This window comes from Streptomyces sp. NPDC006743, assembly GCF_040703815.1.
Lineage (GTDB): Bacteria > Actinomycetota > Actinomycetes > Streptomycetales > Streptomycetaceae > Streptomyces.
Genome location: NZ_JBEYJA010000006.1, coordinates 103,967 through 117,154 on the forward strand (window position 1 = coordinate 103,967; position 13,188 = coordinate 117,154).

The window sequence follows — 13,188 nt, forward strand, 5'->3', positions numbered from 1 at the left end:
CGGCACATGCCGCGGACGCCCCGATTCGGAGCCGTACGCGGGACGTGACACCATGCGGTCATGTCCTCCGCACTGTCCGCACTGACCGATCTCCTCCCCCGTCCGATCGTGCAGGCTCCGATGGCGGGCGGCCCCGCGGGGCCGCAGCTCGCCGCCGCGGTGTCCGAGGCCGGCGGGCTGGGCTTCCTGGCGGCCGGGTACAAGACGGCGGACGGCATGTACCAGGAGATCAAGCAGATGCGCGGGCTGACCGGCCACCCCTTCGGGGTGAACGTCTTCATGCCCCAGCCGGAGCACCCCGGTGCGGGCACCGGCTCCGCCAAAACGGCCTACGCCGCGCCCCCGTCCGGCGCCGTGGACCTCTACGCGCAGCAGCTGGCCGGTGAGGCCACCTGGTACGAGACGGAGCTGGGCGATCCCGAGTGCGGGCGCGACGACGGCTACGAGGTCAAGCTCGCCGTCCTGCTGGACGACCCGGTCCCCGTGGTCTCCTTCCACTTCGGCGTCCCCACCCGCCAGGTCATCGACTCCCTGCACCGCGTCGGCACGTACGTCCTGGCCACCGCGACCACCGTCGACGAGGCGCTGGCCGTGGCGCGAGCGGGCGCGGACGCGGTGATCGCCCAGGGCGTGGAGGCGGGCGGCCACCAGGGCACCCACCGCGACCGGCCGGAGAACGACGGCGCCGGCATCGGCGTGCTCTCCCTGGTCACGCAGATCCGCGAGGCCGTGGACCTGCCGGTCGTCGCCGCCGGCGGCATCATGCGCGGCAGCCAGATCGCCGCCGTCCTCGCGGCCGGAGCGAGCGCCGCCCAACTGGGCACGGCGTTCCTCGCCACCCCCGAGTCCGGGGCGCACGCCCTGCACAAGCAGGCCCTGACCGACCCCGTCTTCCCGCACACCGAGCTGACCCGCGCGTTCTCCGGGCGGCCCGCCCGCGCCCTGGTCAACCGCTTCGTGCGCGAACACGGCCCGTACGCGCCCGCCGCCTACCCGGAGGTCCACCACCTCACCTCGCCGCTGCGCAAGGCCGCCGCGAAGGCCGGCGACCCGCAGGGCATGGCGCTGTGGGCGGGTCAGGGCCACCGCCAGGCCCGCGCGCTGCCCGCCGGCGAGCTGGTCGGGGTGCTCGCGGAAGAACTGGACGCCGCCCGGCGCGAGTCGGCGGCCGGTTCGCGCAGGGGAGGCGAGGCGCGATGACCGCACCCGTGTTCGTGGCCGACCGGCTGGAGGCCGGCCCGGCCCCGTTCGTGCTGGACGGCGCCGAGGGGCGGCACGCCGTCTCGGTGAAGCGGCTCCAGCCCGGCGAGCGGGTCGTGCTCACGGACGGCGCCGGACGGTGGGCCGGGGGCGAGGTGAGCGCCACCGAGGGCAAGGACCGGCTCGTCGTGCGGCTGGACCCGGTGACCGAGGAACCCCCGCCCTCGCCCCGGATCACCGTCGTCCAGGCCCTCCCCAAGGGCGACCGCGGCGAACTGGCCGTGGAGACCATGACGGAGGTCGGCGTCGACGCCATCGTGCCCTGGGCCGCCTCCCGCTGCATCACCCAGTGGAAGGGCGAGCGGGGACTCAAGGCGCTCGGCAAGTGGCGGGCCACCGCGCGCGAGGCCGGCAAGCAGTCGCGCCGCGTCCGCTTCCCCGAGGTAGCGGACGCCGCGACGACCAAGCAGGTGGCCGCGCTCCTCGCCGGAGCGGACTTCGCCGCCGTCCTCCACGAGAGCGGCCGGGAGCGGCTGGCCACCGCCGAACTGCCCGCCCTGGGAGAGATCGTGCTGGTCGTGGGACCCGAAGGCGGCGTCTCCCCCGAGGAGTTGGCGCTGTTCGCCGAGGCCGGCGCCGGGCCCTACGTCCTGGGGCCTACTGTGTTGCGCACATCGACCGCCGGTACCGCCGCCGCGGCCCTGCTCCTGGGTCGCACGGGCCGCTGGTCCTGACCACGCCAGGGGGAAACACCGTGGAACTCGCCCAAGTGCGGCTCCTCGTCACCGACTTCGCCGCCTCCTACCGCTTCTACGCCGACGTGCTCGGCCTCGAGCCGCAGTCCGGCGCGGCGCAGGGCCCGTACGAGAAGTTCACCCCCGCCACCGGGTCCGCGGGCATCGCCCTCCAGGACCGGGCGATGATGGCCGAGGTGCTGGGCGAGCTGGGCGACACCGCCACCGGGCACCGCTCCCTGGTGGTGCTGCGCGTGGACGACCTGGACGCGTACTGCGCCGAGATCACCGGCCGCGGCGCCACGCTGCTGCACGGCCCGGCCCCCCTGACGGACCGGATGCGCGTCGCCCACCTGAAGGACCCGGAGGGCAACCTGGTGGAACTCCAGGAGTGGCTGCTGCCGCGCGCCTGACCGCGCGCGGGCGCGCACGGCGCCCAGGTGGCCGTATGCGCTCCACCGCCCACGGCGGACCGGTGGCACTCCGCCGGGTATGGGGGCGAGACGGTTCCGGCACCTGCCGGCGGACGGCGGACACCGGCCGTGACCGGGCACGCGGCGGCCGCCGCGGGGGCGCTCGCCGCGTGCGGCCCCGGCGGGCCGAGCACCGCCCCTCCCACCGCGCTGTGCCGGCGCCGGTGGTCACGGTCACCGTCACCCGGGCCCTGTGGTGCGGCACGGACCCCGCCTGCGGCCCCGTCCGGGGCGAGCAGCGGCACGACGGCCCTGACCGCAGCGGCACGACGGGCGGCCCGGGGCGGGCTGAACGGGCCGGGCGGAGCGCGAAGCGATCACCGAAGTGATCCGTTCCCCTGTCCGTCACCGCGGGCGCTGCGTAGGGTGATCGGGTGACTCAGTCCGCATCCTCCGCATCGACCGTACCGTCCGCCTATCTCCGTTTTCCGCACCTGCACGGGGAGTTGGTCGCCTTCACCGCCGAGGACGACGTGTGGCTCGCGCCGCTGGACGGCGGGCGGGCCTGGCGGGTCAGCGCCGACAACGTGCCGGTGAACCACCCGCGCATCTCGCCCGACGGCACCACCGTCGCCTGGACCTCCACCCGTGACGGCGCCCCCGAGGTGCACGTCGCGCCGGTCGACGGCGGGCCCGCCGAGCGCCTCACCCACTGGGGCAGCTGGCGCACCCAGGTACGGGGCTGGACGCCCGGCGGCGAAGTCCTCGCGATCAGCACCCAGGGCCAGGCCAGCCTGCGCCGCACCTGGGCCCGAGCCGTCCCGCTGGACGGCTCGGAGGCCGCCGTCCTGCCCTACGGCCCGGTCGGCGCCGTCGCGTACGGGCCGCACACCGTCCTGCTGTCCGCGACCATGGGCCGCGAGGCGGCCTGGTGGAAGCGGTACCGGGGCGGCACGGCCGGGAAGCTGTGGATCGACCCGGAGGACACCGGCGAGTTCGTACGGCTGCACGAAGACCTGGACGGCAACCTCGAGTACCCGCTGTGGGTGGGGGACAGGATCGCCTTCCTCTCCGACCACGAGGGCACCGGCGCGCTGTACTCCTCCCGCGCCGACGGCTCCGAACTGCGCCGCCACACCCCTCTGGACGGTTTCTACGCCCGGCACGCCGCCACCGACGGCACCCGGGTCGTGTACGCGAGCGCCGGTGAACTCTGGCTCCTGGAGGACCTGGACGGCGCCGAACCACGTCGCCTGGACATCCGGCTCGGCGGCCCGCGCGTCGACCTCCAGCCCCACCCGGTCGACGCCGGCCGCTGGTTCGGGTCCGCCGCCCCCGACCACACCGCCCGCGGCAGCGCCGTCGCCGTGCGCGGCGCCGTCCACTGGGTCACCCACCGCTCGGGCCCGGCCCGCGCGCTGGCCGCCGAACCCGGCGTCCGCACCCGGCTGCCGCGCACCTTCCGCGCCGACGGCGAGGAGTGGGTGGCGTGGGTGACCGACGCCGAGGGTGAGGACGCCCTGGAGTTCGCGCCCGCCACCGGCCTCGCCCCCGGCGCCACCCCGCGCCGCCTCGCCGCCGGACAGCTCGGCCGGGTCCTGGAGCTGGCCATGGCCCCTGACGGCAGCCGCGCCGCCGTCGCCTCCCACGACGGCCGGCTGCTCCTCGTCGAACGCGAGAGCGGCGAGGTCCGCGAGGTGGACCGCAGCGACAACGGCGACGTCACCGGCATCGCCTTCTCGCCCGACTCGGCCTGGATCGCCTGGTCCCACCCGGGCCCGAGCCCGCTCAGCCAGCTCCGCCTGGCCAACACCACCGACCTGTCGGTCACCGAGGCCACCCCGCTGCGCTTCCAGGACTACGCGCCCGCGTTCACCCTGGACGGCAAGCACCTCGCCTTCCTCTCCCACCGCTCCTTCGACCCGGTCTACGACGAGCACGTCTTCGACCTGGCGTTCGTGGAGAGTTCCCGCCCGCACCTGATCACCCTGGCCGCGACCACCCCGTCCCCGTTCGGACCGCAGCGCCACGGCCGCCCCTTCGAGTCCGCCGACAAGGACGAGACCCCCGAGGGCGAGGGCACCCCGGCCACCCGGATCGACCTCGAAGGCCTCGCCGACCGGATCGTGCCCTTCCCGGTCGAGGCCGCCCGCTACTCCAACCTGCGCGCCGCCCGCGACGGCGTGCTGTGGCTGCGGCACCCGGTGACCGGCGTGCTCGGCGCCTCCCGCGCCACCCCCGAGGACCCGGACCCGAAGACCGAGCTGGAACGCTACGACCTCGCCCAGCGGCGCATCGAGCACCTCGCCGCCGACGCCGACCACTTCGAGGTCAGCGGCGACGGCAAGCGCGTCCTGCTGTGGTCCGACGGCAAACTCAGGGTCGTCCCCAGCGACCGGCGCGCCTCCGGCGACGAGGACAGCGACTCCAACATCACCGTCGACCTGGGCCGGGTGCGCCAGACGGTCGACCCGGCCGCCGAGTGGCGGCAGATGTACGAGGAGACCGGCCGCATCATGCGGGACCACTTCTGGCGGGCCGACATGAACGGCGTCGACTGGGACGGCGTCCTCGACCGCTACCGGCCCGTCCTCGACCGGGTCGCCACCCACGACGACCTCGTCGACCTGCTCTGGGAGGTGCACGGCGAACTCGGCACCTCGCACGCCTACGTCACCCCGTTCGGCGCCTTCGGCGACGGCGCCCGCCAGGGCCTGCTCGGCGCGGACGTCTCCCGGCACGAGGACGGGAACTGGCGCATCGACCGGATCCTGCCCTCGGAGACCTCCGACCCGCACGCGCGCAGCCCGCTCGCCGCGCCCGGCGTCGCGGTCCGCGCCGGGGACGCCGTCACCGCCGTCGCCGGCCGGCCGGTCGACCCGGTGACCGGCCCCGGCCCGCTGCTGGTCGGCACGGCCGGCAAGCCCGTCGAGCTGACGATCTCGCCGGCCGGCGGCGGGGAGGCGCGGCACGTCGTCGTGGTGCCCCTCGCCGACGAGGAACCGCTGCGCTACCACGCCTGGGTCAGCGACCGCCGCGCCTACGTCCACGAGAGGTCCGGCGGCCGGCTGGGCTACCTGCACGTCCCCGACATGCAGGCGCCCGGCTGGGCGCAGATCCACCGCGACCTGCGCGTCGAGGTGGCCCGTGAGGGCCTGGTCGTGGACGTGCGGGAGAACCGCGGCGGGCACACCTCCCAGCTCGTCGTGGAGAAACTGGCCCGGCGCGTCGTCGGCTGGGACCTGCCGCGCGGCATGCGGCCCGAGAGCTACCCGCGGGACGCGCCGCGCGGTCCGGTCGTCGCCGTGGCCAACGAGTTCTCCGGCTCCGACGGCGACATCGTCAACGCGGCGATCAAGGCGCTGGGCATCGGACCGGTCGTCGGCACCCGCACCTGGGGCGGCGTCGTCGGCATCGACAGCCGCTACCGCCTGGTCGACGGCACCCTGATCACCCAGCCCAAGTACGCGTTCTGGCTGGAGGGTTACGGCTGGGGCGTGGAGAACCACGGCGTGGACCCGGACGTCGAGGTCGTCCAGCGCCCCCAGGACCACGCGGCGGGCCGCGACCCGCAACTGGACGAGGCGATCCGGCTGGCCCTGGAGGCCCTGGAGTCCAGCCCCGCCAAGACGGCGCCGGACCTGCCCGCCTGACGCCCCGTCCGGACCGCGGGCCGGCCGCCCGCCGGCCCGCGGCCGACCGACTACGATGCCCCGTACCAGCTCACCGGCCTAAAGGAGCGCACGCGCATGGCAGGGGAACCCCAGGACGACTGCCTGTTCTGCAAGATCGTCGCGGGTCACGTCCCCGCGACCGTCGTCCGCGAGACGGACACGACCGTCGCCTTCCGTGACATCAACCCCCAGGCGCCCACCCACATCCTGGTGATCCCCAAGGCGCACTACAAGGACGCCGCCGCCCTCGCCGCGGGCGCCCCGCAGCTCGCCGCCGACGTGCTGCGCGAGACGCAGGCCGTCGCCGACGACGAGAAGCTGGAGAGCTACCGCACCGTCTTCAACACCGGCTCCGGCGCGGGCCAGACCGTCTGGCACGCCCACGCGCACGTCCTGGGCGGCCGCGGCCTGCAGTGGCCCCCCGGGTAGGGAGCCGTGTCCGTCCGTGAACTCGTCGTCCTCGGCACCGCCAGCCAGGTACCGACCCGGCACCGCAACCACAACGGCTACCTGCTGCGCTGGGACGGCGAGGGCATCCTGTTCGACCCCGGCGAGGGCACCCAGCGGCAGATGCTGCGCGCCGGCGTCGCCGCCCACGACCTGAACCGGATCTGCGTCACCCACTTCCACGGCGACCACAGTCTGGGCCTGGCCGGAGTGATCCAGCGGATCAACCTCGACCGGGTCCCGCACGAGGTCACCGCGCACTACCCGCGCTCGGGCAGGCGTTTCTTCGACCGCCTCCGGTACGCCACCGCCTACCGCGAGACGGTCGCCCTCACCGAGGCCCCGGTCGACGCCGACGGCGTCCTCGCGGCGACACCGGCGTACACCCTGGAAGCCCGCAGGCTCTCCCACCCGGTGGAGTCCTTCGGCTACCGGCTCGTCGAACCCGACGGCCGCCGGATGCTGCCCGACCGGCTCGCCGCGCACGGGATCAAGGGCCCCGACGTGGGCCGGATCCAGCACGAGGGCTCCCTTCGCGGGGTGCCCCTGGAGGCGGTGAGCGAGGTGCGGCGCGGGCAGCGGTTCGCGTTCGTCATGGACACCCGGCTGTGCGAGGGCGTGCACGCGCTCGCCGAGGGCTGCGACCTGCTGGTCATCGAGTCGACCTTCCTCGACGAGGACGAACCGCTCGCCGTCGAGCACGGCCACCTGACCGCCGCCCAGGCCGCCCGGGTGGCCCGGGACGCGGGCGTACGCCACCTCGTGCTCACCCACTTCAGCCAGCGCTACGGCGAACCCGACGCGTTCGAACGGCAGGCACGTGCGGCCGGGTTCGAGGGCGAGCTGACCGTGGCCCACGACCTGCTGCGGGTGCCGGTCCCGAAACGTCGGTGAAAGACCGTACGATTCTCTGATGCCCCTGCCCAAAGCTGAACTGCACCTCCACATCGAAGGCACCCTGGAGCCCGAGCTGGCCTTCGAGCTGGCCGCGCGCAACGGCGTGAAGCTGCCGTACGAGGACACCGAAGCCCTCCGCGAGGCCTACCGGTTCGCGGACCTCCAGTCCTTTCTGAACCTGTACTACGAGCTGATGGCCGTCCTGCGCACCGAGCAGGACTTCGCGGACCTGGCCGACGCCTACCTCGCGCGGGCCGCCGCGCAGGGCGTGCGGCACGCGGAGATCTTCTTCGACCCGCAGGCGCACCTCGCGCGCGGCGTGGAGATGGGCACGGTCGTCGAGGGGCTGTGGCGTTCGCTCGGCCGCAGCACGGAGCGGCACGGCGTCTCCACCCGGCTGATCCTGTGCTTCCTGCGCGACGAGTCCGCCGAGTCGGCCCTGGCCACGCTGGACGCGGCCAGGCCGTACCTCGACCGGATCGTCGGCGTCGGGCTCGACTCGGCCGAGGTCGGGCATCCGCCGGCGAAGTTCCGCGAGGTCTACGAGGCCGCCGCCGCCCTCGGGCTGCGGCGCGTGGCGCACGCGGGGGAGGAGGGCCCGCCGCAGTACATCACCGAGGCCCTGGACGTGCTCGGCGTCGAGCGCGTCGACCACGGCCTGCGCTGCGTGGAGGATCCCGCGCTGGTCGAACGCCTCGTGCGCGACCGGATCCCGCTGACGCTGTGCCCGCTGTCCAACGTCCGGCTGCGCACCGTCGACACCCTCGCCGACCACCCGCTGCCCGCCATGCTGGACGCGGGCCTCGTGTGCACGGTCAACTCCGACGACCCGGCCTACTTCGGCGGCTACGCGGGCGACAACTTCGACGCCGTGCACCGCGCCCTCGGCCTGAGCGAGGACCGGCTGCGCGAACTGGCCCGCAACTCCTTCCTCGCCTCCTTCCTGGAGGACGACGAGGAGCGCCGGCAGCGCTACCTCGCCGAGGTCGAGGCGTACGAGTTCTCTTGAGGCGCGCGCCCGCGCCGGGGAGGCGGCCGGACTTCCCAGGGTCCCGCCGCACCCGGCGTGACGGCCCCGCCCGGTGGGCGCGGTGGTGCACACTGGCCTGATCCGCACCATGTCAGGGGAGCGCACCGTGACCGCGTCCAGCACGCCCGCCGGAGAAGGACCGGAACAGCAGGAGAGCCGAGAGCGCCCGCAGTGCCCGGAGCAGCAGCGGTGCCCGGAGCAGCAGGGGTGTCCCGGGGCGCAGGAGTCCCCCGAGGACCGCGAGTACCCGAGGGACCGGGAGTACGTCGTCGGGGCGGCCCACGCCCCCGCCGCGCCCCAGGTCGACCCCCTGGCCGCGCTGCGCACGGTGGACGACCCGCCCTGGGACGTCTACCTCACGGGAACGGTCTTCCTCGACATCATCTTCACCGGCCTCGACTCCGCCCCGGTGCGCGGAACGGAGTCCTGGGCGCGCGGGATGGGGTCGAGCCCGGGCGGCGTGGCCAACATGGCGACCGCCCTGGCCCGTCTCGGCCTGCGCACCTCCCTCGCGGCGGCCTTCGGCGACGACCACTACGGGGAGTACTGCTGGGACGCGCTGGAACAGGGCGAGGGCATCGACCTCTCGCCCTCGCGCACGGTCCCCGGCTGGCACTCCCCGGTCACCGTCTCCATGGCGTACGAGGGCGAGCGCACGATGGTCTCGCACGGCCACGAACCCCCGCCGGAGGACGTGCTGCTCCAGGACGGCGGCCCTCTCCGGCTGCCGCCCGCACGGGCCGCGGTCGCCTCCCTGACCCCCGGCAGGCCCGAGCCCTGGATCGCGGAGGCCGCCCGCAAGGGCACCCGCGTCTTCGGGGACGTCGGCTGGGACGACACGGGTGCGTGGGACCTGGCAGGCCTCGCCGACCTGGAGCACTGCGAGGCGTTCCTGCCCAACGCCGAGGAGGCGATGCGCTACACGCGCACCGACTGCCCGCGCACCGCCGCGCACGCGCTGACCGCCTTCGTCCCGGTCGCGGTGGTCACCCTCGGGGCGGAGGGCGCCTACGCGGTCGACCGGCGCACGGGGGAGAGCGCCGAGGTGCCCGCCATCGCGGTCGAGGCCCTGGACCCCACGGGCGCGGGGGACGTCTTCGTCGCCGGGTTCGTCACCGGCACCCTGGCCGGCTGGCCGCTGGCCGACCGGCTCGCCTTCGCCGGGCTCACCGCCGCGCTGTCGGTGCAGGAGTTCGGCGGCTCCCTGTCGGCGCCGGGCTGGTCGGAGATCGCGGCCTGGTGGCGCCGGGTCCAGTCGGTGCCCGGCCAGGACCCGGCGGCCCTGCGGCGGTACGCCTTCCTGGAGCGGCTGCTGCCCCGGGCGTGCGTCGAGCCGTGGCCCCGGCGCCGGGCCGTGCCCACCATCGGCTTCGGCCGGTCCGTGTGACGGGTGCCGGGCGAGAGCAGACGCCATTGACAGACGGATGACGTTTGCTGCTCAATGAGCGGCAGGATCAAGCATGATTTTGCACGAGTACCGCACTTCCTGACCCATGGCTCCCTCCTGACCCTCCGTCGAAGGACATGCGTCGTGCGCAGACCAGCAGGCACACCGTCACGCAAACCCTCGCGCCGGCCCCGGGTGCTCCTCGCCGCCCTCGCCCTGAGCCTCGCCCTCCCCGTCGGACTCACCGCGCAGGACCGGGCCCAGGCCGCCCCCGCCGTCCCCGGCACGCCCGCGCCCCGCCTCACCACGTCCCCGGGCGAGGTGGACCTGACCGTCCCGCGCAGCCGCACCGCTCCCGGCTACCGCCTCCAGGTGACGACCGCTCAACTCGCCCTCACCACCCGCCGCTCGGGGCAGACCGTCCTGGCCACGGCCCCCGCCGGCACGGGCGCCCTGCGCTTCCGCACCGCCGGCGCCTGGCAGCACGCCACCCGCGTGACCGGCTGGACCTGGCACGGCGGCACCCTCACCCTCACCGCGGCCACGACGGCACCCGGCACCACGGTCCAGGCCCGGATCACCCCCGCCGCCGACCGCTACCAGTTCGACTGGCAGGTCACCGGCCAGGCCGTCCCCGACCGCCTCGGCATCGCCTACGACCTCTCCTTGGCCGGCCACTGGTACGGCCACGGCGAGGCGCAGACCCCGGCGGGCGGCCCCGGCACCGACCAGCCCTGGCCCCTCGACAGCGGCCAGGTGGTCCACTCGGCCTTCGGCCCGGCGTCGTACTACATGGTCGACCCCTTCTGGTACACCTCGCGCGCCACCGGACTGCGCGTGGACACCGGCCACGTCATGGACGTCGCCGTCAACCAGGGCAAGGACGGCCTCGGCCGCTTCGACATCGAGTCCGCCGAACCGTACAAGGCGACCGTCTTCGTCGAGTCCACCCCGCTGGACGTCTACCGCGACTACATCGGCATCGTCGGCAAGCCGGCCAAGAGCGACGCCACCTACCGGCAGTACGCCGAGCCCGTCTGGAACTCCTGGGCACAGTTCTACACCCACGTCGACCAGGCGAAACTCCTCGACTACGCGCAGGACCTGCACGACAACGGCGTCAAGGGCCACACGCTCCAGCTCGACGACAAGTGGGAGTCGAACTACGGGAACATGACCTTCGACGCGAAGGCCTACCCGGATCCCGGGGCCATGTCGCGGAAGATCCACGACCTCGGCTTCGACTTCGGCCTCTGGGTCACCCTGTGGATCAACCTCGACTCCGACCAGTACCGCTACGCCGCCGACCACGGCTACCTGCTCGGGTCCGCCGCCGACCCGGGCAAGCCCTGCACGGTCACCTGGTGGAACGGCACGGCGGGCATCGTCGACCTCGCGAATCCGGACGCCAAGGCCTGGTACGAGGGCCGCCTGAAGTCCCTCATGAGCACCTACGGCATCGACGGACTGAAGTTCGACACCCGCTTCATCGACGAGAAGTGCGCGCCCCACGAGGGCTACAAGCCCACCGACTACCAGCGGCTCGGCGCCCAGCTCGCCGACGAGTACGACCTCCAGGGCGTCGGCATCCGCGTCCACTGGGACAGCACCGCCCACCGGGCCGGATTCGTCACCCGGCAGGAGGACAAGGGCACCGGCTGGAACTCCCTGCGGGCCTCCGTCAGCCAGAACCTGGCCATCTCCACCATCGGCTACCCCTTCGTCACCACCGACATGATCGGCGGCTCCCTCGGCCAGCCGGCCCCGAGCAAGCAGGTCCTGGTCCGCTGGGCGCAGTCGGCGTCCCTGATGCCCCTGATGTACGCGTCCACGTCACCGGTCGACACGAACGACCCCACCACCGGCAAGAAGGTGGTCTACGACCAGGAGACCATCGGCCTGTACCGGGCCGCGATCGCCCGCCACGGCCGCCTCGCCCCCTACATCTGGGACCAGGTGCAGGCCACCCTGCGCACCGGCGACCCGATCATGCGCCCCCTGTTCTTCGACTTCCCGAAGGACGAGGCCGCGTACACGGTCGCCGACGAGTGGATGCTGGGCCCGGCGGTCCTGGCCGCTCCCCAGCTCACCGACGCCCCCACCCGCACGGTCCACCTGCCGCCGGGCACCTGGTACGACGTGGCCCACGCCAGGACCGTCCACGGCGACCGCACGCTGACGTCCTACGCCACCCCGCTGGGCACGGCCCCGGTCTTCGTGAAACTCGGCGCGAAGGGAGCGGACCAGGCTCTGCGGGCCCTGCGCTGACCCCCACGCTACCGACGGGCCGGCCGCTCCCTCCGGGGACGGCCGGCCCGTTCGTGCGGAGGCGGGGGCAGGAGCGGCGGCGGTGGGTGCGGGGCCCGGGGCGGGGGCCCAGCCCACCGTGCCGGACGGGCACGTGGGCCGAGCGGCTCTCAGAACCCCAGCCGCCGCAGCTGCTTCGGGTCCCGCTGCCAGTCCTTCGCCACCTTCACGTGCAGGTCGAGGAAGACCGGCGTCCCCAGCAGCGCCTCGATCTGCTGGCGGGACTTGATCCCGACCTCTTTCAGCCGCTTGCCCTTCGGCCCGATGATGATCCCCTTCTGGCTGGGCCGCTCGATGAAGACGTTCGCGTGGATGTCCAGCAGCGGCTTGTCCGCCGGCCGGTCCTCGCGCGGCAGCATCTCCTCGACGACCACGGCGATGGAGTGCGGCAGTTCGTCCCGCACCCCTTCCAGCGCCGCCTCACGGATCAGCTCGGCCACCATCACCTGCTCGGGCTCGTCGGTCAGATCCCCCTCGGGATACAGCGCGGGCCCCTCCGGCAGCAGCGGGATCAGCAGATCGGCGAGCAGCTCCACCTGCTCGCCGCCGGTCGCCGACACCGGCACGATCTCGGCCCACTCGATGCCCAGCTCCTTGCCGAGCTGGTCGATCGCGATCAGCTGCTCGGCGAGCGCCTTGGAGTCCACCAGGTCCGTCTTCGTGACGATCGCGACCTTCGGCGTCCTCTTGATCCCCGCCAGCTCCTTGGCGATGAACCGGTCACCGGGCCCGATCTTCTGGTCGGCCGGCAGGCAGAAGCCGATCACGTCGACCTCGGCCCACGTCGCCCGCACCACGTCGTTCAGCCGCTCGCCCAGCAGCGTCCGCGGCTTGTGCAGTCCGGGCGTGTCCACCAGGATCAGCTGCGCGTCCGGCCGGTGCACGATGCCGCGCACGGTGTGCCGGGTCGTCTGCGGCCGGTTGGAGGTGATCGCCACCTTCTGCCCGACCAGAGCGTTCGTGAGGGTGGACTTGCCCGCGTTGGGGCGGCCCACGAAACAGGCGAAGCCGGCCCGGTGGGCAGCCTCGGCGGACTGCTCGGATGACTGGGTACGAACGCTCATGGCGCCCATTGTCCCTGATCCACGACGCCCCGCCG

10 protein-coding genes are annotated in these 13,188 nt (G+C 74.0%); 9 read left to right on the forward strand and 1 reads right to left on the reverse strand.

What is annotated here, in order from left to right; genetic code table 11:
- The first annotated feature begins 60 nt into the window (after nt 1-60).
- From ABZ719_RS07760 to ABZ719_RS07800, 9 genes are all read left to right on the forward strand, one after another.
- A complete protein-coding gene (locus tag ABZ719_RS07760; protein WP_366724306.1) occupies nt 61-1,200 on the forward strand; it encodes a nitronate monooxygenase in 1,140 nt (379 codons plus the stop codon).
- Nucleotides 1,197-1,934 (forward strand): 16S rRNA (uracil(1498)-N(3))-methyltransferase, encoded by a 738-nt coding sequence (locus tag ABZ719_RS07765; RefSeq protein ID WP_366724307.1) that lies wholly within the window; start codon nt 1,197-1,199, stop codon nt 1,932-1,934. The genes ABZ719_RS07760 and ABZ719_RS07765 overlap by 4 nt, the downstream gene beginning before the upstream one ends.
- 20 nt (nt 1,935-1,954) lie before the next feature.
- Nucleotides 1,955-2,347, forward strand: a complete 393-nt coding sequence (locus ABZ719_RS07770) for a VOC family protein (protein WP_366724308.1) — start codon at nt 1,955-1,957, stop codon at nt 2,345-2,347.
- A gap of 434 nt (nt 2,348-2,781) precedes the next feature.
- Nucleotides 2,782-6,000, forward strand: a complete 3,219-nt coding sequence (locus tag ABZ719_RS07775) for a S41 family peptidase (RefSeq protein ID WP_366724309.1) — start codon at nt 2,782-2,784, stop codon at nt 5,998-6,000.
- Between the two features lie 96 nt (nt 6,001-6,096).
- Complete coding sequence (locus tag ABZ719_RS07780) at nt 6,097-6,450, forward strand: histidine triad nucleotide-binding protein (RefSeq protein WP_037854355.1); 354 nt, start codon at nt 6,097-6,099, stop codon at nt 6,448-6,450.
- Between the two features lie 6 nt (nt 6,451-6,456).
- Nucleotides 6,457-7,362 carry a ribonuclease Z gene (locus ABZ719_RS07785; protein ID WP_366724310.1) on the forward strand — a complete coding sequence of 302 codons (906 nt, stop codon included), beginning with the start codon at nt 6,457-6,459 and terminating at the stop codon, nt 7,360-7,362.
- Between the two features lie 19 nt (nt 7,363-7,381).
- A complete protein-coding gene (locus ABZ719_RS07790) occupies nt 7,382-8,374 on the forward strand; it encodes an adenosine deaminase (protein ID WP_366724311.1) in 993 nt (330 codons plus the stop codon).
- A gap of 331 nt (nt 8,375-8,705) precedes the next feature.
- Nucleotides 8,706-9,782 (forward strand): PfkB family carbohydrate kinase, encoded by a 1,077-nt coding sequence (locus tag ABZ719_RS07795; RefSeq protein WP_366724415.1) that lies wholly within the window; start codon nt 8,706-8,708, stop codon nt 9,780-9,782.
- Nucleotides 9,783-9,926: 144 nt separating this feature from the next.
- Nucleotides 9,927-12,050, forward strand: a complete 2,124-nt coding sequence (locus ABZ719_RS07800; RefSeq protein WP_366724312.1) for a glycoside hydrolase family 31 protein — start codon at nt 9,927-9,929, stop codon at nt 12,048-12,050.
- A gap of 149 nt (nt 12,051-12,199) precedes the next feature.
- On the opposite strand, the gene era is transcribed toward ABZ719_RS07800, so the two are convergent.
- Nucleotides 12,200-13,153, reverse strand: coding sequence for a GTPase Era (era, locus tag ABZ719_RS07805; RefSeq protein WP_366724313.1), 954 nt, complete (start codon nt 13,151-13,153; stop codon nt 12,200-12,202).
- Between the last annotated feature and the right edge of the window lie 35 nt (nt 13,154-13,188).